Consider the following 23,610-nt stretch of genomic DNA (forward strand, 5'->3'; position numbering starts at 1 on the left):
AATGCGTCGCTTCGCCGGATGTGAAGAGAAGGCTATCGAGATGAGCAGCGTGAACAAGCCCGGCGGCAACTACCTGCCGGTGATCATCCATGGTGGACTCGCCTATGTCAGCGGCCAGCTGCCGCGCCGCGGCGAAGAGTTGCTGTATGCGGGCAAGGTCGGAGCAGGTGTCGATATCGCTGCCGCACAGGAAGCCGCTGCCCTTTGCGCTGATCTCTGCATTGCCGCCATCAATCACGCGACGGGCGGCGAGGACAGGATCGTCCAGGTCCTGCAGGTCGTGGGATATGTCGCTTCAGTGCCTGGATTCACCCAGCAGTCGCAAGTCATGAACGGGGCCTCGGACCGGCTGATCGAACGTCTCGGTGAGCGCGGTCGTCATACCCGCACGTCCGTCGGCGTCGCCGAGTTGCCGCGCGGGGCGCCGGTCGAGCTGAACATGATCGCTGCTGTCCGGACCTAACAGGCCGCCTTATCCAACGAGATATCTGGCAACCGCCGGTTCGTCCCACGCGATACCGTTGCCGGGCTCCTCGCTCGGCAGCGCAAAGCCGTCCTTGATCTTAAGCCGGGTTGAAAGCACGGCGTCGGCCCAATCGACATATCCCAGCCAATGCGCGGTCGGCGTCACGCAGAGCAGCTGTGCGCTCACTTCCGAGAACAGGTGCGTCGACATCTCGATGCCGGCGGCATGGGCGAGCGCGGGGGCCCGCAGCCAGCCGGTGACGCCGCCGATGCGTTGGCTTCCGCCGCAGGCGCGGTCTGCATCGAGAAGGTCCTGTCGAACTGCTCACCGATCTGGACCGGCATATGCAGCGCTCACCAAGGCGCTGGCAATGCGTTGATCTTGATCAAGATGGCGGCGACGAAACGGCGCAACCTCAATCAGAAGATGCAGATGGGAGGATTGACCATGCGGGCTTATCTCTTCGCATTGGCTCTCGTGTTAGCCATTCTGGGGTCGTCTTCGGCGCATGCGGGGTGCTGGCCGAGCGAGAATTTTCCGATCGTCTGCTGGCTCGACACGAAGGGCGAAGGGTGCTCGGAGCACCACGCGCTGACCAGCTACAAGGCAGTGATGTACCCGCATCCGGACCAGTCCATCTATGAGTTCGAAACCACCCATTGGTGGGACGGCCCTCCCATAACGGCCTGTCCACCGACCAAGACGGTCAAGTTTACCAGCGTTTGGAACCGCGAGACGGGCAAGGCGGAGGAAACGGCGTCCAACGGTTGGTCGTCCTGGACGCGCTACATCTATTGCACCAACAACCCATGGACCGGACAAGGCCCGCCTGCGGTGCCGGTCTGCTCCGGACCTGCCAATGACCCGAATGTGGGGCAGCCGGTGACCTCGGCGATGCTGACGCAGAGCCAGCGCGTGAATTTGCTTCAGGTCCAGGAGCCGCTCCACACGAAGTGCCTGCAGGTCGAGCCTGACCCGATGGGTTCGGAATGGCTTACGGGAAGCTCGGTCGTCCGTGTCGTCGTTTCGCACCATGAATATCAAAAGATCGAGTGGCACTATTTCTTCCAGGAGTTCTATTCGTTCGAGGGCTGGAAGGAAGTCCCCGCGCCGAAGTCGAAGATGCCGTTGATCTCGACGAAGAAATACACCGAGCGCCGCATCGCGACCACGACGGGGCGGTTCTGGCTCAACAAGCAGGGACGTTGGAAGATCGTCGCGGTCCCGAAGCCGACCTCGCTCGCCGCCCAGCTCATCGCGACGACCGTGACCAACGAATGCCCGGGCGCGCGATTCAATATCCAATGACGGCAGATCGACGAAAGGCCCCCTCCTGAAGCGCGTGTTCGACAGGCAATGACGAACACGCGAAGGAGCATCCACGGACTACAATCTACCCGACCAGATACTTCTTCACCGCCGCCTCGTCCCACGCGATCCCGTTGCCGGGCTCCTCGCTCGGCACGGCAAAACCGTCCTTGATCTCGAGCCGCGTTGCCAGCACGGCATCCGCCCAGTCGACATATTCCAGCCAGTGAGCCGTCGGCGTCACGCACAGCAGATGCGCGCTGACCTCCGAGAACAGATGCGTGGACATCTCGATGCCGGCGGCATGGGCGAGCGCGGCCGCGCGCAGCCAGCCGGTGACGCCGCCGATGCGTTGCACGTCGGGCATCACATAGTCGCAGGCCTCCGCGGCGAGTGCCGCCTGCATCGAGAACGCGCTGTCGAAATTCTCGCCGATCTGGACCGGCGTGCGCAGCTCGTCCGCAATGCGGGCGCAGCCGGCATAGTCGTCGTGGCGGATCGGCTCCTCGATCCAGGTGAGGCCCTCGTCGTCCAGCATCTCGCCGCGGCGGATGGCGTCGGTCACCGTCAGCGCCTGGTTGTAGTCGCACATCAGCGTGACCTCGTCGCCGACGGCCTTGCGCACGGCGCGGACGACGGCGAGATCCTCCCGCGCATCGGGACGGCCGACGCGGATCTTGGCGGCCCCGAATCCTTCGGCCAGCAGCTTGTGCGCCTCGTCGACCGCGGCACCCGCCGGCATGATGCCGAGCCCCTTCGAATTGTAGGCCTTGACCGGCTTCGGCGCGCCGCCGAGCAGCCGCGCCAGCGGCAGGCCGCGTGCTCGGGCGAGCGCGTCCCATGCGGCCATGTCGATGCCGGATTGCGCCAGCCGCTGCAGGCCGGCGAGGCCGAGCAGCGTGAAGCGCTGGGTCAGCTTGCGCTCGATCTCGAACGGCAACAGCTCGTCGCCGGCGACGAGCTCTGACATTTCCGTGACCATCGCCGTCAGCGGCTTCAGGGCCGACGGCGTGATCGAGAACAGATAGGCGTGCCCGACCGCGCCCTGGTCGGTTTCGCAGTCGATCAGCACCAGCGGCGCCTTCGCCACGGCCCCGGTCGAGGTCTTGAGCGGCAGGTTCATCGGCACGATCACGGGGCGCGCGTTGAAGCGTTTGATGCGGATGGTCTCGGTCATGGCGCAGGCTCCGGATGATCAACGGTGGTTGATGCCGATCTTAGACATTCGTGATGAAACGGAAAGGCGCCTGGTCCGACCACCATAAAATGGGGTTGCGCGAACCGGCGTTTTCTGGGTTCTGTGCTGCCGCATTCCCTCACAAATGACGGGCGTTTGCGACAAAATCGCACACGACGGAGCCACAGCGTGAAACCAGAGATCTCCGAAGAGCAGCGCAAGAACGGCATCCTCATCGGGGCCGCGATCGCTTTCCTCCTGCTCGCCTTGCCGGTCGCGGTCTGGCTGGACCTGACCGATCTCAGCAAGACGGCGTTGCGCCGGCAGGCGATCGATCTCAATTCGGTGATCTCGAGCGTGCGCAGCTACTACGCCTCCAACGTGGTCGGGCGCGTGCTCGCCAACCCTGACGGGACCACGAAGGTCGTGCACAATTACGAATCGGTTCCCGGCGCGATCCCGATTCCGGCGACGCTGTCGCTGGAGCTCGGTCGGGTGATCGGCGCCCAGCAGGAGAACATCACCTACCGCTTCGTCTCGGACTTCCCGTTCCAGAATCGTGCCCCGCACCAGCTCGACAAGTTCGAGAAGGACGCGCTCGATGCGCTGCGCAGGGATCCCGAGCAGAAGATCGTGGAGACCGAGACGTCGCTGTTCAACGACAAGGTCCGGCTGGTGGCCCCCGTCACGATGGGCCCGGCCTGCGTGAGCTGCCACAACAGCCACCCCGAGAGCCCGAAGAAGGACTGGAAAGTGGGGGATGTCCGCGGCATCCAGGAGGTGATCATCGCGCAACCGATCGCCGCCAACATCTTCTCGTTCAAGTTCCTGCTGGCCTATTTCCTGGTCGCTGCCGGCAGCGGGCTGGCATTTCTGTCGTTGCAGCGCCGGCAGGCCGGCCGCATCAAGTCCATGAACCGGGAGCTCGAATCCGCCAACGACTTCCTCGCGTCGCTGTCGATGAAGATCTCGCGCTACATCCCGCCGCAGGTCTACAAGAGCATTTTCAGCGGCCAGAAGGACGTCACCATCCACACCGAGCGCAAGAAGCTCACCATCTTCTTCTCCGACATCCAGAACTTCACGGCGACCGCCGAACGGCTGCAGCCGGAGCAGCTGACCCAGCTCCTCAACGAATATTTCACGGAGATGTCGGCGATCGCCCACGATTATGGCGGCACCATCGACAAGTTCATCGGCGACGCCATGCTGATCTTCTTCGGCGATCCCGAGACCAGGGGCGATCGCGCCGATGCGCAGGCCTGCCTGCAGATGGCCTGGCGCATGCAGCAGCGCCTCGCCGAGCTCAACGCGAAATGGCGCGCCGCCGGCATCGAGCAGCCGTTCCGCTCGCGCATGGGCATCAATTCCGGCTATTGCAATGTCGGCAATTTCGGCAGCAGCGACCGCATGGACTACACCATCATCGGTGCCGAAGCGAACCTCGCCGCGCGCCTGCAGTCGATCGCCGAGCCCGGCGGCATCGTGCTGAGCTACGAGACTTTTGCCCTGGTCAGCGACATCGTCCGCGCCCACGCGCTGCCGGCGATCACGATGAAAGGCATCAGCCGCGAGGTGATTCCGTATTCGGTGGATGCTTTGAACGATGCGGCGGCGGAGCGAAGCGGCGTCATCACCGAGCGCGCGCCGGGACTGGAGCTTTATCTCGATCCGGCGGTGGTGAAATCCGGCGACGCCGCCCACGTACGCGCACTGCTGGAGAGCGCGCTGGCTTCGCTGAAGCCGGCGTGAGGGGGCGCGAACGTGCGTAGCGCTTTCTGATCGAGAGAGTCCCCGTGTGGCACCCCTCTCCCTAACCCTCCCCCACAAGGGGGGAGGGAACGTACTTTTCGGGTGGCACGCGCTCGCTCCTATCAGTCGCGACAGTGAGGCACAGCGCCGCCGCGCACTCCGCTGCGCTCCCTCCCCCCTTGTGGGGGAGGGCGGGGGAGAGGGGTGGCCCAGCAAACGGTGCGTGCTCGAACGCCGCGCTGTCTCAAGGCCGCGTTTAGGTAAACCTCACCGCGCCATCCCTTCCGTGAACGCCGTTTCGATCACGTCGCCAAAGGGCTGCCAGGAGCGGCCGTCGAACTGCACCAGCCGCATCTGCCTGATCGGCAGATAGTTGCCGGGCGAGGTGCTCATCCTGATGTCGGGCAACGCGACGGAAGGATGAAAGCCCTTCAGCGAAGCCGCCTGTCGCATGATGTTCTCGCGCGAGACATCGTCGCCACATTGCTTCAGCACTTGCGTCAGCGCCTCGGCCGCGGCGTAGCCGTAGACCGCTGCGCTGTTGTTGGTGCTTTCGACCTGATGGTACTTGTCCATGAAGGTGAACCAGTCCTTCATGGCGGAATCGTCCTTCCATGCCGGATCGCTCGGATCCTTCAGAAAGGCCGCCGAGATCACGCCGGCCGAGTTCTCCAGGCCCGCGGGCGCCATCGCATTGGCAATCGAGGCAGAGGCATCGTTGACGATGAACACCGGATGCCAATTCAGTGACGCTGCCAGCTTGATCACCTGGGACGCCGTCGACGGCACCCCGAGAAAGACGAAGATGTCGGCACCGGTGCGCTTGAGGATCGAGACGTGTCCGTCGAGATGCGCGTCGTTGATGTCGAAGGCGATGTCGACGAGGACATGACGGTTCAGATCGCCCAGCCCTTCCTGGACGCCCTTGTAGAGCACGCGCCCGAACTGGTCGTTCTGCCAGAGCACGACGATCTTCTTCCTGGGATAGTAGGCCTGGATGTAGTTGGCGTAGATGCGCCCCTCCGATCGGAACGACGGCTGCCATCCCATCGTCCAGGGAAACTTCTCGGCTCGGCTCAGTTCCTCGTCGCCGGAGGCGACGAACAGTTGCGGGATCTTCTTCTCGTTCAGGTACCAGCGCGTGGCGAGATTGCCGGGCGTGCCGAACGCCCCGAACATCAGGTGCACGTCGTCCTTCTCGACCAGATTGCGCGTCAGCTCCAGCGCCGTCGCCGGATCGGAATTGTCGTCGCGCGTGATGAAGCGGATCTTGCGACCGTTGATGCCGCCGCGCGCGTTGATCATGTCGAAATAGGCCGCTTCCGCCTGACCGATCGCGCCGAATTCCGAGAGCGGTCCCGAATAGGGCATGACATTGCCGATGCGGATTTCCTTGTCGCTTGTCGGCTGATCGGCGTGTTGCTGTGACATCGCCCCAAGCGAGGCGAGAGCGGCGATCAAAGCGAATAGCAGTCTGCCGGTGACGCGCATGCTCGACATCTTGTCGTTGGCCCCCAACGAGGTCGGCTCGGTCCGCACCAAGGCGAGCTAATCTAGGTCAAGCGTTTGGCAATCGTGTGGCCTGACGGGGCGTCTTCGAAGCGGGGCTCCCGGGCGCCGACGAAGCGGCAGGTGTGCTGACGCGCCGCGGGGTGGCCCAGCAAATGGTGTGAGAGGTCGATGATCGGAGCAGCGCGTCCGCTACGGCAGCCCCCGTGCCTCCAGCTGATGCACCAGCAGCAGGGTCGGTTCGGCGAGGCTGTCGCCGGAACCGTCGAGACCGAAGGCGCTGGCGATGCCGTCGCGGCTGCGCAGCAGCGCGCTGCGCGGGCAATGACCGGCGCCGCAGAGCGTCTTCTTCAAGGTTTCGCCTTGTGCGACGGTGCTGGCGGAATCGTCCGCGGCCCAGGCCAGCACGATCGGCACATCGACGTTGAGGATGCCCGGGAAAACCGAGCGCGTGTTGTACTGGCCGGCGTCGCTGCCGAGATAGGCCTTCTCGCTGTCATTCGCATCCTTGCCGGCGCGGTAGATGCCGGACACCAGCACGACGGCGGCGACATCGGCGCGGTCGGTCTGAAGCTCGGGATGCGCCAGCAGGGTCGCGACATGGAAGGCGCCGGCGCCGTAGCCGACCGCAACGATCTCGCGGGCATCGCCGTTGAACAGGTCGATATTGCCGTGCACCCAGGACAGCGCCGCCGCCACGTCGGTCGCCCCCATCGGCCAGGTCGCTGCGGGGGCCAGGCGATAGCTGACGCGTACCCCGATCATGTCGTTGCGCGCGGCAAAGCACATCGCCTGGTCCTGGATCTGGCGCGACAGCTCAGGCGCGCCGCGGTCGCCAGTGAAGGTGTCGCCGGTCACGAACAGCAGCACCGGCCGCGGCGTATCCGCCTTGGTCGCACTGGTGGCGACATCGAGCACATTGGCCTCGCTCTCGCCGTAGCGCAGGCCGCGCGAGAAGGTGACATGCTCGCACAGCCGAGCGGTGCCGCCGGCCGTGGTGTCGGAATCAGTGAGGCCTGCGCGGATGAGATCGGAGGGCGGCGACAGCCGGGTGGGCAAGGGACCGTGGGCGGAGGCCGTGGTCATGGTCAGAAGCAGGAAGAATGTCAGGTAATTTTTCATGATGATGCCGGCCTTGGGAGGCCAATACTGGCTCGCTGATCTGGCCTGTCTTCTCAATTCGCCTCATTAGTCAGCCGGCCTTGAGGCTAATTCGCGGCACCTTTGGCAGACCCGCGGCCGGCGCGGAACGGGCAGCCGGTGCGACATCCAGCCGCGTTTGGAGCGCACATGCGGGGTTGCGCTCTACTGTGCATGGGGTTGTTTTCGCAATTTTTGTTTTGGACGGCCTGTCAGGCCCGCTTCATGGTCCGGAACGTGACCGAGTAGCGGCGCGCCTCCACCGGCGGGATGCTGTGCTCCCATTGCGAGCGCGCCTCGCCGTCCATCAGGTACAGCGAGCGCGGCTGCGCCTCGATCGTGTGGCGCTGCCATTTGTCGCCGCTGCGGCGGCGGAAACGGAACTTGCAAGGAGCGCCGAGCGACAGGCCGAGCACCTTGTCGAAATGCGGCTTGTCGCGGTGCCAGCCGATGCCGACGCCGACCTCATATTCGGTGCAGAGCACCTGCCGGACGCTGCCCTCCGGCAGCCCCGCCCATGCCTCGACCCGATGCGCGATCGGCGAGAGCCAGTCCGGGATCGGGTCGGCCTCGGTCAGCCGCTGCAGCGCATAGTCGTAGCGGTAGCCGAAGGAGGCGACCCGACGGTTGCCCTCGAAGGCCCCGAACTGGAAACGCTGCAGCGGCAATGCTGCGATGCGGCCGATCAGCGCCTGCTCGGTGGCGGGCTCGATAAAATGATCCGTATGGCGAAGGCCGGCCGGACCGGCTTCCTGTTCGGTGAACAGACCAAGCTGCGTCATTCCTCGCATTTCCGTGATGGAACCTATTGGCGGCTGATGCGACTTACATATGACGCGGGGAGTAACGTGCGAGGCTGTCATGGCACAGAAGCATACCGCCGATCCGGCAGAGATCATGCGGGCGACCGGTCATCCTGAGCTGGAATACGCCGCCGGCTGGACCATCGCCGGCCTGGTCACCATCGGCACCATCGTCGCCGCCTGGGTATTTGCCATCTAGGCTGCGGGAAACTGCAGCTCGAAGGCCGCACCCTCGTCGGTCGGCTTGAGCTTGATCGAGCCGCCATGGCTCGCCATCACCGCGCGTGCGATCGCAAGTCCCATTCCGGTGCCGCCCTGGTCGCGGCGGGTGGTGAAGAACGCATCGAAGATCCTGTCGCGGTTCGGCGCCGAGATCGGTTCGCCGTCATTGCTCACCGTGAGGCGCAAGGTCGTGCGCTCGAAGGTCGCCTCGAGCCTGATTGTCGCAGCCTTGTGCCGGACCGCGTTGTCGGCGAGATGCGACAGCACGATCAGCGCTTTCTCGCCGGACATGCCGATGGGGCGGTCGAGGCTGCCGCTGGCCGAGATGTCGCTTGCGGGAAACCGGCTCCTGAGCTCGGCGATCACGGGTGCCAGCTCGGTGCGCTCGTTCTGGGGCAGGCTCTCGGCGCGGGCAAGCTCGCGCAGCCGCTGCGCCATCGCCTCCAGCCGCTTTGTGTCGGACAGGATGTTGGCGATGAACGTCTTCTGCTCGGCCGGCGTCAGGCCCTCGGCCTTGCCCTGATAGGAATCCTGCAGCAGCTCGGCGGCACCTTTGATCGAGGTCAGCGGCGATTTCAGCTCATGGGTGAGGTGGGCCGAGAACGTTGCGATGTAGTCCGAGCGCCGCGCCAGCTGCTCGGCCATGCCGAGAAAGCTGTGCGAGAGTTGGGCGAACTCGCGGGTGCCGTAATGCCGGAGCGGTTGGAACGCCTCGCGGTCGCCGCGGCCGATTCTCGCTGCACGGTCGATCAGCTCGCGCATCGGCAGGGTGATGGTGCGCGAGAACACGAGGCCGATCGCGACCGTGCCGAGAATGACGGCGAGCCCGGCCAGCACGAACTTGGCCCGCTCCTGGTAGAGATGATCGAAAATGTTGCTCGGCGTCCGCGTGGTGTAGATCACCCCCGCGACGCGGTTGTTGACGATGACGGGCATCGCCGAGAACACGTGCACGCCGAGGCCGCGGCTGAAGGAATAAATCGGCGGCGGTGGCTTGTCCGGCACGCGGTTGCGCAAGGTGGCGCGATATTGCCCGTGCAGCGCGTCCGCGACCTCCTCGATATGGGCGAGCGACTGCCCAACCTCCTGCCGCCCGGCAATGACGACGCCCTGCGGATCGAGGATGCGGAAGCCCGCCAGCGTCACCTTCTGGGTCTCGCGGATGATCGGCGTCAGCCTTGCGCCGATCTCGACATAAGCGGGCTGTGCTGCTTGCGGCGCGGCCTGCGCGTCCGGCCGCCGCCTGAGCAGGTCGTTGGCGGTGAGGTCGAGCGCGGGGCGGATCGGCGTGACGGGGTCGCCGGGGTCCGGCAGCACGTTCGGCGGCACCTCGGCCCCGAGCGTCAGCCCGCTGTCGAGCCGCGCGGTGACCTCCTGCGCATAGATTGTCGCCAGCACGCGGCTCTGCGCGATCAGCTCGGCCTGGGTCTGGCGGATCAGCTGGTTGTCGTAGAGGCGGAAGAAGAACAGGCCGACCAGCGGCAGGATCGCCACCGTCGCGAGCACCGTGAAGATCACGAGAGCGAGCGAGGGCCGCCATTTGTCGGGTGCCGCGCTCATGCCTCTTTCTCGCAGCGGCCGAGCTTGAAGCCGACGCCGTGGATGGTCTCGATCACGTTCTCGCAATCTTGTGCCGCGAGCTTGGCGCGGATGTTGCGGATGTGGCTGTCGATGGTGCGGTCGGAGACCTGGATGTTGAGCTGATAGGCGGCCCGCATCAGCTGCTCGCGGTTGAACACCGAGGTCGGCCGGGTCAGGAACGCGCGCAAAATGCCGAACTCGATCGCGGTCAGCTTCAGCGGCGTGCCGGCGAAGGTCGCGACATGCTGCTCGGGATCGAGCAGCAGGCCGCCTTGCGCAAGCGCGGTAGGACCAGCCCTGACCTCGCCATTGCGCGGACTGAGCCGACGCAGGATGACGTTGACCCGCGCGACCAGCTCGCGCGGGCTGAACGGCTTCGTCACGTAGTCGTCGCCGCCGATCTCGAGGCCGAGGATGCGGTCGATCTCCTCGTCGCGCGCCGACAGGAACAGGATCGGCACGTCGGAGACTTTGCGGACCTCGCGGCAGACGTCGAGGCCGTCGAACTCGGGCATGCCGATGTCGAGCACGATCAGATCGGGCTTGTCGGCGGCAATGCGGAGAAGCGCCTCCTTGCCGTCGCGTGCCTCGATCACGTCCATGCCGGCCTTCTTCAGGGCGACGCGGATGACCTCGCGGATGTGGCCCTCGTCGTCGACGATGAGAATGCGATGCGCCAAGGATATCTCCGCTCACCCTGGCGGCCGGCTGCCGGACTGATCTCTTGCCTGCGCGTCCAGCCTGCGCTGGAGTCGCCAGCTCCGAAAGCCCCAGCTCCGCCAGGCCAGATCCTGGCGCTGCTGTTCTACAAGGCGGTCGCGTCGCGACACAAGGCAGCTCTCGCTGGCGCCGGGCCGAAGTGCCATGGCTCGGTCGATAGCGGGCAATGCTTGCGGTCCGAGTGTCAGGAGATAGTTGATGTCGATTTTCACGCCGTTGCCCGATGCCTCCCGGCTGTGGGTGACGTTGTAGTCGGCGATGAAGGCGTCGAAGTTCACGAGCGAGCAGCCATAGAGCACGATCGTGAGCGCGATCAGATTGACCCCGACGAGCCATTGGTTGGACTGGTTGAGGACGATGCGGGCGACGATCAGGATCAGCCCCAGCGCGACCAGCCCCATCCAGATGAAGGCTGCGATCCGCCAGTAGGTCAGCATGTAGATGTCCACGTAGAGGTCGAGGCGAAGGATCGAGGAGGCGACGAGAAGCACATTCTGCGCGACCCAGAGATAGACCAGCGGCCGGATCACCTTCGATTTCTCGGCCGGGCCGCCCGGACGCATCGCCACCAGCACGAAGGCTGCGGCGAGCAGGGCGGTCACGATCAGCGGATAGGCGCCGCGATGCGCGTAGCCCGCATAGGTCAGATCGTCGGGCAGCGCCACATGGCCCCAGAGATAGATGCCGTCGAGAACGGACTGGGCCGCGAACAGCAGGTTGAACAGGATCAGCGAGCGCAGGATGGTCGAGGAGCCGAGAAACTCCGCCGAGACCAGCGGCGGGAGCGGCGGCGGCAAGGGTCCCTCCGCGATGGCGGTCGTGACGATCGTCTTGCGCCGCCAGCGCACATGGATAAAGGGCCAGACCAGCGCCAGCATCAAGGCCCAGAACAGCACGCGCGGGACGCTGATATATTGGAGGATGAGCTTCGGATTGAGCAGGGACACCCACTGCTCGATCACCGGATTGGCCGCGGCGAAGAGCGCGACGAAGACCGTGCTGAGTGCTGCAGGGAGCAGCCACTGTGCGATGCAGCGGGTCAGCGCCGAGGCGCTGAACGCCTGGGGCGCATCGAGGAAGAACCTGAAGGGTCCGAGCAGGACCAGGTTGCGCAGCGCGCGGACGCGCTCGGCGAAGCCGGTCGTTTCCGCATTGGTCACGAGCAGCAAGGCAATCGCCAGCGACGCGGCGAGGAGCAGGAACGAGAGCGTGTTGAGCTCCTCCATGGCCGGCACCAGACCGGCGGCGAAAATGGCCGAACCGATCATGGCGCGGCGCCAATCGAGAGCCGCGCGATTGAAGAGCGCCGACACGGCGGCGAGCGCGATCGCAAACAGCGTCAGCGACAGCCCGATTCGATGCCCGTAGAACAGCCAGTCGGCAAGTGCGGCCAGCGCCAGCGCGAGGCCGACCTTGGCAGGGATCGAGGAGTGACCGATCGGCTTGATTTCCTCGATGATCGTCGATGCCAGGCTTGTCATGTCCGAAAAGACCTTTCGTGATGGTTGGCATCGCGAAGTCTGAACGTCGCTTGTGCAGAAGGCGGGATCGTCGTCTGCAGGGCTTCAGGAGTCTTTTGCAGATTTCGTGCAGGCGCGCGTTTGGCTCTCGCGGAACGCAAATCGCTTTGATAGGTGCGAAGCATTCGTCCTCATCGCATGTGGCACATCATGCAACTCCTCCGTCGTATCGGTCTCGTCCTGCTCTGGTTGGCCGCGCCGCTCGTCGCATTCGCGGCCTTGAACAAGAACGACCCCTATCTGCTCGTGCTGCGCGGCGCCGGAAACATCGCGCTTGTCGTCGCAAGCCTCTTGATCGTCGCCGTCCTGCTATGGCGCGGGCACTGGCGCAGCATCGCCGGCAAGCTGCTCGTCGTGCTCTGGTGCTCACCGCCGGTCCTGATGTCGGCGGCACATCTGAAGTTCGAGCTGCGCAAGCACGGGGTCCTGGCCGCCGGTGCGGCCGAGGCGCGCCAGCTCGGACCTCACTTCATGGTTGGCTATTCCTCCTTTTCCGAGGTCGCGCGCCTCGCCGGGCAGGGCTTGATCGGCGGCGTCTATGTGACCCGGCACAACATTCGGGGCCGAGGCATCGAGGCGTTGCGCGCGGAGCTTGCGGCACTCCAGGACGTCAGGCGCGCAGCCGGCTTGTCGCCGCTGGTGGTCGCTGCCGATCAGGAAGGCGGCATCGTCGGCCATCTCGCACCACCGCTGACCAAAGTGCCGGCATTGGCGACGCTTGCCGGGCTTGCTCCCGACGAGCAGCAGGCCAAGGCGGAGGAGTTCGGCCGCATTCACGGAAGCGAGCTCGCCGCCCTCGGCGTCAATCTCAACCTCGCCCCGGTGCTCGACCTCAAGCCGCCGCAGAGGCGCAACCGGCTCGATTTCCACACGCTGATCGGCCAGCGCGCGATCGCCACCGATCCCATCGTCGTCAGCACGATTGCGAGCGCCTATGTGCGCGGACTGGAGGAATCCGGCGTCGGCGCCACGCTCAAGCATTTTCCCGGCATCGGCCGCGTGCGCACCGACACGCATCATTTCAGCGCCAATCTCGACACGCCGGTGAAGGAGCTGGAGGTGACCGACTGGCTGCCGTTCCGCGAGGTGCTGTCGCATTCGCGCAGCGCGCTCATGGTGGGCCATGTCACGCTCACCGCCGTCGATCCCGATCGCGCCGCCTCGCATTCGAAACGCGTCGTTGACGGCATCATCCGCGACAAGTGGGGCTATCAGGGCATGGTGATGACCGACGACCTTGTGATGGGCGCGATCTACCAGAACGACGTCTGCAAGGCGGTGGTCGAGGCGCTCAATGCCGGTGTCGACGTGTTGTTGGTCGCCTACGACGGCGCGCAGTTGTACCGCGTCTTTGCCTGCGCCCTGGAAGGATCGCGGCAGGGCAAGCTCGACGCCGCAATGCTGCGCGCGAGCGAGACCCGGCTGGCGCGGAGCTTTCCGATCGAGCAGGCACGCGCGGCGCCAAGCCCAATTCAGCTCGTCGAAACTAGCCCTTCGCGAACTGGCGGTAGTCCGGTTCGCGGTGAAACCAGAACTCGTAGCCGGTGACGGCCTTCTGCATCGCGACGTCGTGGATCGGCTGGTTGAGCGGAATGACAGGAACGTCGCGCATGCAGAGCGCGATGAAATCCTTCACGCACCGGTCGTACTCAGCCGCATCCGCGGTGAAGCGCGCCTTGTCGATCAGCGCGTCCATCTCCTTGTTCTGATAGGAGGAGATGTTGAAGATCGAGTTGTTGCCGTGGAAATTCCAGTAGAAGTAATATTCGGGATAATCCAGCCAGCCGCTGAAGCGGTTGAGCGCGAGCGGCAGCTCCTTCTTGTTCAGCGTCGTGCGCCAGTTGGCGCCGGGAATCTTCTCGATCGCCGCCTTGATGCCGATCTTGGCGAGGCTCTCCTGGATCAGGATCGCCGTGGGTTCGCCGACGGTTGCGGTACCCGTGTCGAGCGACAGGGTCGTCTCCAGGCCCTGCTCGAAGCCGGCGTCCTTCATCAGCGCCTTGGCCTTGTCGAGATCGGTGGCATAGGGAGACGGCTGCGGCCAGACCGGCTTTGAGACCTCTGCCGCTCCGCCATACATCGGAACGGCGCGCCCGAAGAACGCACTGCTCTGAATCTGCTCGTAAGGCATGGCCCAGGCGATGGCCTGGCGCAGCTTGGCATTGTCGAACGGCGGCTTCGCGGTGTTGAGGGCGACGTACCAGAGCGCGTTCGGGATCGGCACGCCCGAGACCTTGACCTTGCCTTCCCTGATGATCTGCTCGAAATCGCGCGGCGCAAAGCCGCTGGAGATGTCCGCATCGCCCCGCTCCAGCATGGCGCGGCGGGTACCGGCAGAGGGAACGTCGCGCGCGATCACGCGCTTGACCTTCGGCAGCGGGCCGCTCTTCCAGTCGTCGAACCGCGTCAGCACGGTTTCGCTGCCGGGCTTCCAGCTCTCGATCCTGTAGGCGCCGCCGCCGGCCTCGTTGGTCCTCAGCCAGGCCAGCGCCCAGGGGTCTTCAGCCGTCGCGTTCTTCTTCGCAAGCTCGGAGTTGATGATGAAAGGCACGACGACCGCGACGTTGAACAGCAGCATCTTGTCCTTGCGGACGTAGTCGATGCGGAAAGTGTGGTCGTCGACGACGACGAACTGTTCGGGCTTCTCCAGCGATCCCGCCGACATCTGGAAGGTCGGAAAGCCACCGACCTCCACCGCGCGGTCGAACGACCATTTGACGTCCTTGGCGGTGACAGGCGTGCCGTCGTGAAATTTCGCGTCCTTGCGAAGCTTGAAGGTGCAGGACATTCCGTCGGCGGCGACCTCCCAACTCTCGGCCAGTTCGGGCGCAAGCTTCTCGCGATCATACGACAGCGTCCCGTCCGGCAGCGTCCTGGAGGCGTAGGAAAGCAGGCGGTCATAGCAATTCCACGAGAGCCCGTTCACGGTCTGGTTGGAGCCGACGCCTTGCATGTCCAGCGAGTTCGGACCCAGCTCCTGCACCACCAGCAGAGTCTCGCTACGTCCCTGCGCCCAAGCAAGCGGCGGAGTAACGGCACTGATGCCGGCGGCACCCACACCGCCGACCACGCTGCGGCGGTTCATATGGAATGGTGAACTGCTCATGGGGCCTCCTGTCCGCCAATCATCCGGTATCGAGAGGCAAGGTGTGTGCCATTGGCACGACCGATCGTGCGATATCCATGGCCGGCCGCCCCGCGCGATGGCGCGAGGCGGCTTCGTTCGGTTCGTCTGTGCGTGGGCCGGCTGTTTTTATTCGGCCTGCTCCACTGCGGCAGGCATCTTTGCGACCGACATCAGCGATCGCGCGACCTGATTAAGCAACAGATCGGCGTTCTCTTCCTCGGCGAGGGATTTGGAGAGCAGGGCGACCACCGCGCTATGCCGGAGCTGCTGCGCCAGGTTGCGCGCGGTGGTGTAGCCGGACATCTCGTAATGTTCGACGCGTTGAGCCGCAGAAATCAGCGAGAGGTCGGCGGCCGCGTCTTCCTTGTCCTCGGCTTCCTTCATGACCTCCTGGCCTTCCTCGATGAGGCCCATCATGCCCTTGCAGGGCTTGGCGCGTGCGTTCTCGCCGAGCAGCTCAAAGCATTCGTTGATGCGTTCGACCTGGCTCTCGGTCTCGGCCAGATGCTGCTCGAACAATTCGCGCAGCTGGTCAAAGCGGGCAGCCTGCGCCATCTTGGGAAGCGCCTTGGTCAACTGCTTCTCGGCATGGAGAATGTCGCGCAGCTCGTGAAGCAGAAGCTCGGTCAGGCCGGACTCGTCGACGGGCGACGAACTCTCCGCGACGATCGACGGGGCTGAGCCTGGATCCGAAGACTGGAGGGCAGGCGATTCCGTGAACACCCAGTCCTCACCCTCGTTCCAGGGACCGCGGGTGTCGATTTCGCCGTGGTCGCCGCTGCCGGTGGAGTCGTTGAAGTACTGGTTCACGAGGCCGGGCGTCGGCGCGAGCCTGCCGATGCTGAAGGCCGGCTTCTCCAGGCTTTCGAGCGCCCGCGCAAAAGCCTTCATATGAGTGATCTCCCGCGTCATCAGGAACTGGAGCGCGTCCTTGCTGCCCGAATCGTCGCAGAAATTGATCAGCCGTTCATAGACGATCTTCGCGCGCGCCTCGGCGGCGATGTTGCTGCGGAGGTCGACGTCGAGCTCGCCGGTGATCTTCAGATAGTCGGCGGTCCAGGGATTGCCTTGTGAATTGAACAGATTGACGCCGCCGCCACCGGCGATCGCAATCAGCGGATCGGCCTCTGCCGCCTGGCGGTCGTTCTTCGAAGGCGCAAGATGCATGCGCGCAAGGCAACCGACGACTTCGAGATGGCTGAGCTCTTCGGTGCCGATATCCATCAGGAGATCCTTGCGGTCGGGATCCTCGCAATTCAAACCTTGAATCGAATATTGCATGGCGGCCGCGAGTTCCCCATTGGCGCCGCCGAACTGCTCGAGAAGCATATTGCCAAAGCGGGGATCGGGTTCGTCGACACGCACGGTGAACATCAGCTTCTTGACGTGGTGATACATGGGAGGGCTCGCGCTGTGGGGGAACTATGCGCGTCAACCGGCGCTCGGAACGTTCGTTCCTAGTTCGTCGAGATTCAGATCCGGTGCTGCGAAGAAAAAGCGGAGCGCATCTGCACGTTCGTGAATGCCGGCGAGGCCTCTACGGTGCCGCCGCTGCGTGGCTCCGCTCGGCCCGCGCGATAAGCCCGTCGATCATCGCGCGCACGAGGCCTGCGATTTCCTCGCGCAATGCCGGTAGCGGCACCGCGACCAGCTTCTGCTCCAACCCCAGCGCCACCATGCCATGCACCGCGGAGAACAGGCTGCGCGCGGTGATGCCGAGCTCGTCCGCACCTCGCTTCGGAAACAGCGTGGCCAGCGGTACATAGATGTGCCGGAACAGCTGCATCTGATCCGCAGCGGACCAGTCGGGGACGAGCTTGCCGGCCTCCATGCGGTGCTCGAACAGCGCGCGCCAGAGCTGGAGATTTTCGGCGGCGAAATCGCAATAGGTGATGGCGATGCGAACCAGCGTCTCCTGCGGGGAGGGCTCGCCCGCGCCTTCCGCGGTGCTGAGCGCCTGGTCGAGCCGGAGCAGCGTGCGCGAGCCTACGCGCAGGATCAGCTCGTCCATATCCTCCACGAGGTTATAGACCGCGCCATTGGCGCAGCCGATCTCGCGGGCAAGATCGCGGGTTTTCAGCCCCGACAATCCACGGCCAGCGATCATCCGCTCCGCCGCGAGGATCAGGTCAGATCGAAGTTTCTCCCGCCGTTCCAATGCCTTAGACATATCGAGGCCAAATTTTTGAGCGTTGCTCAAAATTCTCTTGAACAATGTTCAAGTCTGTTGCTACAAAGAATCCGTGAGCAACGCTCATAACAGGGAGCTTCAGATGTTCAAGACAGTCGTGACACTTTTCCGCGGCAGCGTGGCCGCCGCCGGCGAGGAGCTGGAGGACCGGACGGCCCTCCTCATTCTCGACCAGCAGATGCGCGATGCGGCCGCCGCCGTCGAGCGCAGCAAGCGAACGCTGGCGCTGGCGATCGCACAGGACCAGCAGGAGGGCCGCAAGCTCGAGGCGACCATCGCCCGCATCGCCGACCTCGAGACCCGCGCGGTCGCAGCGCTCGAGGGCGGCCGCGAGGACCTCGCCAGGGACGCCGCCGAAGCCATCGCCGGCCTCGAGGCGGACCGCGATGCCGCGATGACGGCCCGCGCGCTGTTCGCGACCGAGATTGCCCGGCTGAAGCGGCACGTCGCCAATGCACAGGCTCGCATCACCGAGCTCGATCGGGGCCGGCGCGTCGCCCGTGCCTCGGAGGCGGTTCGCTCGCTTCGCCGCAGCGGCATCGAGGCCGCGCGTCCTTACGAATCCACCCTGCCGGAAGCGGAGAGCACTTTACGACGTTTGCGCGATCGGCAGATGGAAGCCCAGGCCGCCGACGACGCGCTGGTCGAGCTCGATGCGGCCACCGGGCCTCTCGCGACCGCCGAGAGATTAGCCGAGCAGGGCTTTGGCCCGCGGCTGAAGACGACCGCAGACGACGTGCTCGCACGGTTGAAGTCCAAGCGCGTGCCGACGGCCTGATCCCACCCCCATCATCATTCGCACCAACAGGAGACCATCATGAACCAGAACGGCCAGCCCCACAGCAGCGCCTGGGTGACGTTCACTTACGCGTCCTTCGCAGCCTCCGCCTTCCTCGTCGCCATCGGTGTTTTCTTCCTGCCGATCGACGTCTGGATGAAGGGCTATCTCACCATGGGTATCGTCATGCTGGTCCAGACCTGCATCACCCTGACCAAGACCGTACGCGACAATCACGAGAGCAGCCGGCTGGTGAACCGCATCGAGGACGCCAAGGCCGAGCGTCTGCTGATGGAAGTCTCCAAGGCCGCTTGAAAGGAGCGTCCGATCCGGACGACGAGCAAGAGAGAGCCGCGGAGCAGCGTCCCGCGGCTTTCGCGTCGGCAAATGAGGTCTTGATCGGCTCCAGCGATCCGCATCCCGCATTGTGCTTCGACCCCAGGTGCGATATGGCTCGCGCGCTTTCCAGAGGCGGAGACGAGCTTTGTCGAAACAATCGCTGCGTGAGGAGGCCGAACGCCTCATCCGCGAATCGATGGAAAAGAAGTCCATCGTCGTCAAGCAGGGCTCGACCCGCATCGAGGCCGTCTGCGGCAAATGCGGCGCGCCGAACCGGGTCCAGGCGGAGAAAGGCCAGACCCGCGTCAAGTTCGCCTGCAAGAACTGCGGGCACAAGCAGGAGACGCTGTAGGTTCCTGACCTTCTCCCCTTTTGGGAGAGTGGTTCGCCGCGCAGCGGCGAGACCTACTTCCCCTCCACGAACCGCTTGAACGCATCCGCGTAATCCGGATGCCAGCGCGACAGCGGCGGGCGGTTCTCGACGATGTCGCCGGCTGCCCACAGCATGCGTTTCTCGTCGAGCGTGCGCGGCACGTCGTTGTCCGGGCACAGGATGTAGAAATCGCCGGCCTCCAGTCGCGCCAGCATGAAATCCACCGTCTGCTCCGGCGTCCAGGCGCCCGCCGGCTTTTCGGTGCGTCCCTTTGCGGTCAGGCCGGTGAAGACGAAGCCGGGGATCAAGAGGTGTGCCGTGATGCGACAGTCTTTCGTATTGCGCAGCTCGTGCTGGAGCGCCTCGGTGAATGCCTTCACCCCGGCCTTGGAGACATTGTAGGCGGGGTCGCCCGGCGGCGTGGTGATGCCCTGCTTGGAGCCGGTGTTGATGATGAGGCCGCGCCTGCCGCGCGCGATCATGCTGGGTGCGAAGATGCGCGAGCCGTTGATGATGCCCCACATGTTGACGCCGATGATGCGCTGCCAGTGATCGGGCTCGCCGAACAGCGTGCTGCCCGGCTGGATGCCGGCATTGTTCATGAGGAGGTCGGTGCCGCCGAACCGCTCGCGCACGGCGCGCTCCAGTTCCGTCACATTCTCGACCTTGCTGACGTCGACGGCGGCCGTCATCACGTTCGCGGCACCGGCGATGGATGACAGTTTTGTTGCGGCCTCGACCAGGCGTTCCTGATCGACATCCACGATGCACACTCTCATTCCGGTGCGCGCAAACGCCGCGGCGGCGGCAAATCCGATGCCGGATGCGCCACCCGTGACGACGGCAACGTTGTCTTTGACGATGGCTGGATGTGACATGGCTGGTCTCCGGCGAAGTTGCGTTGCGCTCCGTCGCGTTATAGCACGCGCCTCGTTCGACCCTGCACAAGAGGGCATGGGAGGTCTTCGTTCCGCGCTGCCTTTACGCCTTTCCGGCACCGCTGTATCCTTCGACATGACGATCCCGCCCAGATCGAACCAATCAATCACCTGACCAGGGAGTGCAGCCATGGCTGTGTCGCAGGCTATTCCGATCACGCGCCATCCGTTCGCGAACGGGTCCTACAAGCAGATGCTGATCGACGGGAAGTGGGTTGATGCTGCTTCCGGCAAACGCTTCGAGACCCACAACCCTGCCACGGGCGAATTGCTGGCTACCGTCGCCGAAGGCGACAAGGAAGACATCGATCGTGCGGTCGCCGCCGCCCGCCGCGCCTTCGAAGGCCCCTGGAGCAAGGTCAAGCCTTTCGAGCGGCAGAACCTGCTGCTGAAGCTTGCCGATCTCGTCGAGAAGAACTTCGATGAATTGTCGCAGCTCGACACCCTCGACATGGGCGCGCCGCTCAGCCGCACCCGCGCCTATCGGCTGCGCGCGGTCGGCATGCTGCGCTACTATGCCGGCCAGACCACGGCGATCCACGGCGAGACCATCGAGAACTCGCTGCCCGGCGAGATCTTCTCCTACACGCTGAAGGAGCCGATCGGCGTCGTCGGCGCCATCATTCCCTGGAACGGCCCGCTGACCGCGACGATCTGGAAGATTGGTCCGGCGATCGCGACTGGCTGCACCGTGGTGCTCAAGCCCGCCGAAGAAGCGCCGCTGACATCGCTGCGCATCGCGGAGCTCGCGATGGAAGCGGGCGTTCCGCCCGGCGTGATCAACGTCGTGCCCGGCTATGGCGAGACTGCGGGCGCTGCGCTCGCCTCGCATCATGACGTCGACAAGGTCGCCTTTACCGGCTCGCATGTCACGGGCCAGTCGATCATCCGCGCCTCCGCCGGCAACCTCAAGCGCGTCTCGCTCGAGCTCGGCGGCAAGTCGCCGGACATCGTGTTCGCGGATGCCGATCTCGATGCCGCCGTGCCCGGCGCGGCGATGGCGGTGTTCGCCAATTCGGGCCAGATCTGCAGCGCCGGCACGCGCCTGTTCGTCGAGCAGGCGATCTACGAGGAGTTCGTCGGCCGCGTCGCCGAGTTCGGCAAGAAGCTGCAGGTCGGCAACGGCCTCGATCCCAACGTGCAGATCGGCCCGCTGGTGTCCGCGCAGCAGCTCGAGCGCGTAACCGGCTATCTCGACATCGGCCAGAAAGAAGGCGCACGCGCGCTCGCCGGCGGCGGCCGCGTCACCGAAGGTGCGCTGTCGAAGGGCTTCTTCGTCTCACCGACGGTGTTTGCCGGCGTCCAGGACAACATGCGCATCGCGCAGGAAGAGATCTTCGGACCCGTCATCTCCGCGATCGCGTTCAAGGACATGGACGAGCTGGTCAAGCGCGCCAACAACACCACGTTCGGCCTCGGCTCCGGCCTGTGGACGCGCGACGTCACCAAGGCGCATGCGGTTGCGAAGCGCCTGCGCGCCGGCTCGGTGTGGGTGAACTGCTACCAGGCGATGGACCCGGCCGTGCCGTTCGGCGGCTACAAGATGAGCGGCTATGGTCGCGAGTCCGGCAAGCAGCATGTCGAGGAATATCTCAACGTGAAGGCCGTCTGGATCAAGACGGCGTAGGGCCTCTCTCTCGCGTTCCGCGAGGGGGAATATCTATTTTTGCAGGGGCGGCGCCTTTTCCGGTGGCCGCCCCTCGTTATATGATTTGCATCCTTTCAGTGACATCCGGGGCCCCCATGAAATTCGAGGCGTTGTTTAGACCGTTGCAGGTCGGACCGTACAAGCTCGCGCATCGCGTCGCGCTGGCGCCGCTGACGCGCATGCGCGCCGAGCGCGAGAGCTTTGCGCCGCGGCCGCTCAACGCCGAATATTACGGCCAGCGCGCGACCAAGGGCGGTCTGCTCATCGCCGAAGCCTCGCCGGTGGTCTCGCATGGCCGCGGCAATCCAGCGACACCAGGCATCTATTCGGACGCGCAGATCGCCGGCTGGCGCAAAGTGACGGACGCCGTGCACGCCAAGGGCGGCATCATCTTCCTCCAGCTCTGGCATGTCGGCCGCGTCTCGCATTCCTCCTTCCACGGCGGTGAGCTGCCGGTCTCGGCCTCGGCGATTGCGATCAAGGCCGAGGGCATGAAGGCGATGACGGCCGACGGCAAGATCGCCGATTACGAGACGCCGCGCGCGCTGGAGACCGAGGAGGTCAAGGGCATCGTCGAGGCCTTCCGGCAAGGCGCGAAGAACGCGCTCGCGGCCGGATTCGACGGTGTCGAGATCCACGGCGCCAACGGCTATCTGCTCGAGCAATTCCTGCAGTCGCGCAGCAACCAGCGCACCGATCAATATGGCGGTTCGATCGAGAACCGTGCGCGGCTGCTGCTGGAGGTCACGCAGGCCGCGATCGACGTCTGGGGTGCGAACCGCGTCGGCGTGCGGTTGTCACCGTATGGCATCGCCAATGATTCCGGCGAGCCGGATCCGATGCCGCTCTACACCCATGTCGTGAAGGCGCTGGACAAGCTCGGCCTGGCGTATCTGCATTTCATCGAGCCGCGCTCCAGCGGCTCGGGCCGCGCCGAGGTCAACTGGCAGAACGTACCCTCGGCGATGGTGCTGTTCCGCCCGCTCTACAGCGGCGTGCTGATGACCGCCGGCGGTTTTACGGGCGAGACTGCGAATGCCGCCATCGCCGACGGCCATGCCGATATCATCGCCTTCGGCCGCATCTTCATCTCCAACCCCGATCTGCCGCGCCGCTTGCAGCATGGCTACCCGATCACGCCATACAACCGCGCGACGTTCTACGGCGGCGAGGAGAAGGGATATACGGATTATCCTGTTTATGACGAGCTGACGCCGGCGTAGGTCCCTCAGTCATTCCGGGGCGACGCGAAGCGTCGAGCCCGGAATCCATTTTGCGTCCTGGTTTGCTGCGCGACGGGGAGATACCATGGCCAAAGCCGCAGCCGCCGCAGGGATCGCCACCGGCCAATGCCTTTGCGGCAAGGTCACCTTCGAGATCGACGTGCCCGCGCGCTGGGCCTGGCATGATCATTCGGCTGCAAGTCGCCGGGCCCATGGTGCAGCCTACGCGACCTATGTCGGAAGCTGGAAGAAGCGGTTTCGCGTCACGTCCGGCAAGACGGCGCTGAGCCGCTACGAGGACAAGGCGACCAAGACCGCGCGCAGCTTTTGCTCGCATTGCGGTACGCCGATCGCCTACGAGCGCCCGCGTGGACCGCACATGGTCAACATCCCGCGCGCGCTGTTCAACGAGCGCACCGGCCGCCAGCCGCTCTATCACATCGCCATCGAGGAGCTGCAGGAATGGGCCTATACCGGCGAGCCCCTGGTGCCGCTGAAAGGTTTCCCGGGAGTGGTCTGGCAGCGCTCGAAAAAGAAGAAGCGCGGAAGCGGCGAGGATCCGTTCGAGCTGGGGCGCGAGGAGATGTAGCGCTAGCCGCACACACCACTCTCGTGCCCCGGACGCGGTGCGGCACGCCCGGCGATGCGGAGCAGCGTCCGGTGTGACGCTCCGCAGAGCCGGGGCCCATGCGTCCGCGAACTCGGAGCGAATCTGGGTCCCGGCTCTGCGTCGCAACGTTGCACGTTGCGCCGCGCCCGGGACACGAGGCCGTCACGCGCAACGCAGCCATGACC

General features: G+C 64.9%; 22 protein-coding genes and 1 pseudogene. 11 read left to right on the forward strand and 12 right to left on the reverse strand.

The features are described 5' to 3' along the window. Nucleotides 1–40 precede the first annotated feature (40 nt). The gene (locus TSA1_RS00235) at nt 41–463 is read left to right on the forward strand and encodes a RidA family protein (RefSeq protein WP_100180891.1); all 423 of its coding nucleotides are present in this window, start codon (nt 41–43) and stop codon (nt 461–463) included. 9 nt (nt 464–472) lie between these two features. On the opposite strand, the pseudogene TSA1_RS40540 reads toward TSA1_RS00235, so the two are convergent. Beyond that, nucleotides 473–819, reverse strand: a pseudogene (locus TSA1_RS40540) (enolase C-terminal domain-like protein); the annotation flags it as partial. 22 nt (nt 820–841) lie between these two features. On the opposite strand from TSA1_RS40540, the gene TSA1_RS00245 reads away from it, so the two are divergent. Then, entirely contained in the window at nt 842–1,774 is a 933-nt protein-coding gene (locus TSA1_RS00245; protein ID WP_430649754.1) for a hypothetical protein, read from the forward strand. Between the two features lie 85 nt (nt 1,775–1,859). Here the strand turns inward: TSA1_RS00245 and TSA1_RS00250 are convergent, their stop codons facing one another. Then, a complete protein-coding gene (locus TSA1_RS00250; RefSeq protein WP_100174587.1) occupies nt 1,860–2,951 on the reverse strand; it encodes an enolase C-terminal domain-like protein in 1,092 nt (363 codons plus the stop codon). Between the two features lie 189 nt (nt 2,952–3,140). Between TSA1_RS00250 and TSA1_RS00255 the strand changes: the two genes are divergently transcribed. After that, nucleotides 3,141–4,703, forward strand: a complete 1,563-nt coding sequence (locus TSA1_RS00255) for an adenylate/guanylate cyclase domain-containing protein (protein ID WP_100174588.1) — start codon at nt 3,141–3,143, stop codon at nt 4,701–4,703. Nucleotides 4,704–4,970: 267 nt separating this feature from the next. Here TSA1_RS00255 and TSA1_RS00260 read toward each other — a convergent pair whose 3' ends face one another. From TSA1_RS00260 to TSA1_RS00270, 3 genes are all read right to left on the reverse strand, one after another. After that, on the reverse strand, nt 4,971–6,194 hold the full coding sequence (locus tag TSA1_RS00260) for an ABC transporter substrate-binding protein (protein ID WP_174719264.1): 1,224 nt from the start codon (nt 6,192–6,194) through the stop codon (nt 4,971–4,973). Between the two features lie 210 nt (nt 6,195–6,404). Beyond that, nucleotides 6,405–7,334 (reverse strand): alpha/beta hydrolase, encoded by a 930-nt coding sequence (locus TSA1_RS00265; RefSeq protein ID WP_100174589.1) that lies wholly within the window; start codon nt 7,332–7,334, stop codon nt 6,405–6,407. A gap of 230 nt (nt 7,335–7,564) precedes the next feature. Continuing rightward, nucleotides 7,565–8,134, reverse strand: a complete 570-nt coding sequence (locus TSA1_RS00270) for an alpha-ketoglutarate-dependent dioxygenase AlkB (protein ID WP_100174590.1) — start codon at nt 8,132–8,134, stop codon at nt 7,565–7,567. A 79-nt stretch (nt 8,135–8,213) separates the two neighbouring features. Here TSA1_RS00270 and TSA1_RS39505 point away from each other — a divergent pair, with 79 nt between their 5' ends. Beyond that, nucleotides 8,214–8,354 (forward strand): hypothetical protein, encoded by a 141-nt coding sequence (locus TSA1_RS39505; protein ID WP_164718835.1) that lies wholly within the window; start codon nt 8,214–8,216, stop codon nt 8,352–8,354. Here TSA1_RS39505 and TSA1_RS00275 read toward each other — a convergent pair. The 3 genes from TSA1_RS00275 to TSA1_RS00285 are packed head-to-tail and all read right to left on the reverse strand — an operon-like array spanning nt 8,351 to nt 12,159. Next, entirely contained in the window at nt 8,351–9,937 is a 1,587-nt protein-coding gene (locus TSA1_RS00275; protein ID WP_100174591.1) for an ATP-binding protein, read from the reverse strand. The two genes, TSA1_RS39505 and TSA1_RS00275, sit on opposite strands and share 4 nt — an antisense overlap. Next, nucleotides 9,934–10,638 carry a response regulator gene (locus TSA1_RS00280; RefSeq protein ID WP_100174592.1) on the reverse strand — a complete coding sequence of 235 codons (705 nt, stop codon included), beginning with the start codon at nt 10,636–10,638 and terminating at the stop codon, nt 9,934–9,936. Before TSA1_RS00280 ends, TSA1_RS00275 begins: the two co-directional genes overlap by 4 nt. 12 nt (nt 10,639–10,650) lie before the next feature. Continuing rightward, a complete protein-coding gene (locus tag TSA1_RS00285; protein WP_100174593.1) occupies nt 10,651–12,159 on the reverse strand; it encodes a DUF4153 domain-containing protein in 1,509 nt (502 codons plus the stop codon). 189 nt (nt 12,160–12,348) lie between these two features. On the opposite strand from TSA1_RS00285, the gene TSA1_RS00290 reads away from it, so the two are divergent. Continuing rightward, complete coding sequence (locus TSA1_RS00290; RefSeq protein WP_100180894.1) at nt 12,349–13,746, forward strand: glycoside hydrolase family 3 N-terminal domain-containing protein; 1,398 nt, start codon at nt 12,349–12,351, stop codon at nt 13,744–13,746. On the opposite strand, the gene TSA1_RS00295 is transcribed toward TSA1_RS00290, so the two are convergent. From TSA1_RS00295 to TSA1_RS00305, 3 genes are all read right to left on the reverse strand, one after another. Beyond that, nucleotides 13,685–15,304, reverse strand: a complete 1,620-nt coding sequence (locus tag TSA1_RS00295) for an ABC transporter substrate-binding protein (RefSeq protein ID WP_100174594.1) — start codon at nt 15,302–15,304, stop codon at nt 13,685–13,687. The two genes, TSA1_RS00290 and TSA1_RS00295, sit on opposite strands and share 62 nt — an antisense overlap. Nucleotides 15,305–15,451: 147 nt before the next feature. Continuing rightward, a complete protein-coding gene (locus TSA1_RS00300; RefSeq protein WP_100174595.1) occupies nt 15,452–16,723 on the reverse strand; it encodes a DUF892 family protein in 1,272 nt (423 codons plus the stop codon). A gap of 139 nt (nt 16,724–16,862) precedes the next feature. Further along, complete coding sequence (locus tag TSA1_RS00305) at nt 16,863–17,495, reverse strand: TetR/AcrR family transcriptional regulator (protein ID WP_100174596.1); 633 nt, start codon at nt 17,493–17,495, stop codon at nt 16,863–16,865. A 103-nt stretch (nt 17,496–17,598) separates the two neighbouring features. Here TSA1_RS00305 and TSA1_RS00310 point away from each other — a divergent pair, with 103 nt between their 5' ends. The 3 genes from TSA1_RS00310 (at nt 17,599) to TSA1_RS00320 (ending at nt 18,985) form a co-directional block, all read left to right on the forward strand. Further along, nucleotides 17,599–18,294, forward strand: a complete 696-nt coding sequence (locus TSA1_RS00310) for a PspA/IM30 family protein (protein ID WP_100174597.1) — start codon at nt 17,599–17,601, stop codon at nt 18,292–18,294. 39 nt (nt 18,295–18,333) lie between these two features. Beyond that, nucleotides 18,334–18,609: a YiaA/YiaB family inner membrane protein gene (locus TSA1_RS00315; RefSeq protein WP_097657431.1), complete on the forward strand. Its 276-nt coding sequence runs from the start codon at nt 18,334–18,336 to the stop codon at nt 18,607–18,609. A 169-nt stretch (nt 18,610–18,778) separates the two neighbouring features. Then, on the forward strand, nt 18,779–18,985 hold the full coding sequence (locus TSA1_RS00320; RefSeq protein ID WP_097657432.1) for a hypothetical protein: 207 nt from the start codon (nt 18,779–18,781) through the stop codon (nt 18,983–18,985). Between the two features lie 53 nt (nt 18,986–19,038). On the opposite strand, the gene TSA1_RS00325 is transcribed toward TSA1_RS00320, so the two are convergent. Beyond that, the gene (locus tag TSA1_RS00325) at nt 19,039–19,884 is read right to left on the reverse strand and encodes an SDR family NAD(P)-dependent oxidoreductase (RefSeq protein ID WP_100174598.1); all 846 of its coding nucleotides are present in this window, start codon (nt 19,882–19,884) and stop codon (nt 19,039–19,041) included. 190 nt (nt 19,885–20,074) lie between these two features. On the opposite strand from TSA1_RS00325, the gene TSA1_RS00330 reads away from it, so the two are divergent. The 3 genes from TSA1_RS00330 (at nt 20,075) to TSA1_RS00340 (ending at nt 23,404) form a co-directional block, all read left to right on the forward strand. Next, nucleotides 20,075–21,571 carry an aldehyde dehydrogenase family protein gene (locus TSA1_RS00330; protein ID WP_100174599.1) on the forward strand — a complete coding sequence of 499 codons (1,497 nt, stop codon included), beginning with the start codon at nt 20,075–20,077 and terminating at the stop codon, nt 21,569–21,571. 116 nt (nt 21,572–21,687) lie between these two features. Then, nucleotides 21,688–22,815 carry an alkene reductase gene (locus tag TSA1_RS00335; protein ID WP_100174600.1) on the forward strand — a complete coding sequence of 376 codons (1,128 nt, stop codon included), beginning with the start codon at nt 21,688–21,690 and terminating at the stop codon, nt 22,813–22,815. An 85-nt stretch (nt 22,816–22,900) separates the two neighbouring features. Beyond that, nucleotides 22,901–23,404: a GFA family protein gene (locus TSA1_RS00340; RefSeq protein WP_100174601.1), complete on the forward strand. Its 504-nt coding sequence runs from the start codon at nt 22,901–22,903 to the stop codon at nt 23,402–23,404. The last annotated feature ends 206 nt before the right edge of the window (nt 23,405–23,610 follow it).

This window comes from Bradyrhizobium nitroreducens (assembly GCF_002776695.1).
Lineage (GTDB): Bacteria > Pseudomonadota > Alphaproteobacteria > Rhizobiales > Xanthobacteraceae > Bradyrhizobium > Bradyrhizobium nitroreducens.

Excerpts from the sequence above, each read along its gene's own strand:
- TSA1_RS00300 (WP_100174595.1), bottom strand. The coding sequence starts at position 16,723 with ATGTATCACCACGTCAAGAAGCTGATGTTCACCGTGCGTGTCGACGAA.
- TSA1_RS00295 (WP_100174594.1), bottom strand. The coding sequence starts at position 15,304 with ATGAGCAGTTCACCATTCCATATGAACCGCCGCAGCGTGGTCGGCGGT.
- TSA1_RS00310 (WP_100174597.1), top strand. The coding sequence starts at position 17,599 with ATGTTCAAGACAGTCGTGACACTTTTCCGCGGCAGCGTGGCCGCCGCC.
- TSA1_RS00305 (WP_100174596.1), bottom strand. The coding sequence starts at position 17,495 with ATGTCTAAGGCATTGGAACGGCGGGAGAAACTTCGATCTGACCTGATC.
- TSA1_RS00285 (WP_100174593.1), bottom strand. The coding sequence starts at position 12,159 with ATGACAAGCCTGGCATCGACGATCATCGAGGAAATCAAGCCGATCGGT.
- TSA1_RS00275 (WP_100174591.1), bottom strand. The coding sequence starts at position 9,937 with ATGAGCGCGGCACCCGACAAATGGCGGCCCTCGCTCGCTCTCGTGATC.
- TSA1_RS00330 (WP_100174599.1), top strand. The coding sequence starts at position 20,075 with ATGGCTGTGTCGCAGGCTATTCCGATCACGCGCCATCCGTTCGCGAAC.
- TSA1_RS00270 (WP_100174590.1), bottom strand. The coding sequence starts at position 8,134 with ATGACGCAGCTTGGTCTGTTCACCGAACAGGAAGCCGGTCCGGCCGGC.
- TSA1_RS00325 (WP_100174598.1), bottom strand. The coding sequence starts at position 19,884 with ATGTCACATCCAGCCATCGTCAAAGACAACGTTGCCGTCGTCACGGGT.
- TSA1_RS00315 (WP_097657431.1), top strand. The coding sequence starts at position 18,334 with ATGAACCAGAACGGCCAGCCCCACAGCAGCGCCTGGGTGACGTTCACT.
- TSA1_RS00260 (WP_174719264.1), bottom strand. The coding sequence starts at position 6,194 with ATGCGCGTCACCGGCAGACTGCTATTCGCTTTGATCGCCGCTCTCGCC.
- TSA1_RS00235 (WP_100180891.1), top strand. The coding sequence starts at position 41 with ATGAGCAGCGTGAACAAGCCCGGCGGCAACTACCTGCCGGTGATCATC.
- TSA1_RS00250 (WP_100174587.1), bottom strand. The coding sequence starts at position 2,951 with ATGACCGAGACCATCCGCATCAAACGCTTCAACGCGCGCCCCGTGATC.
- TSA1_RS00335 (WP_100174600.1), top strand. The coding sequence starts at position 21,688 with ATGAAATTCGAGGCGTTGTTTAGACCGTTGCAGGTCGGACCGTACAAG.
- TSA1_RS39505 (WP_164718835.1), top strand. The coding sequence starts at position 8,214 with ATGGCACAGAAGCATACCGCCGATCCGGCAGAGATCATGCGGGCGACC.
- TSA1_RS00290 (WP_100180894.1), top strand. The coding sequence starts at position 12,349 with ATGCAACTCCTCCGTCGTATCGGTCTCGTCCTGCTCTGGTTGGCCGCG.
- TSA1_RS00340 (WP_100174601.1), top strand. The coding sequence starts at position 22,901 with ATGGCCAAAGCCGCAGCCGCCGCAGGGATCGCCACCGGCCAATGCCTT.
- TSA1_RS00265 (WP_100174589.1), bottom strand. The coding sequence starts at position 7,334 with ATGAAAAATTACCTGACATTCTTCCTGCTTCTGACCATGACCACGGCC.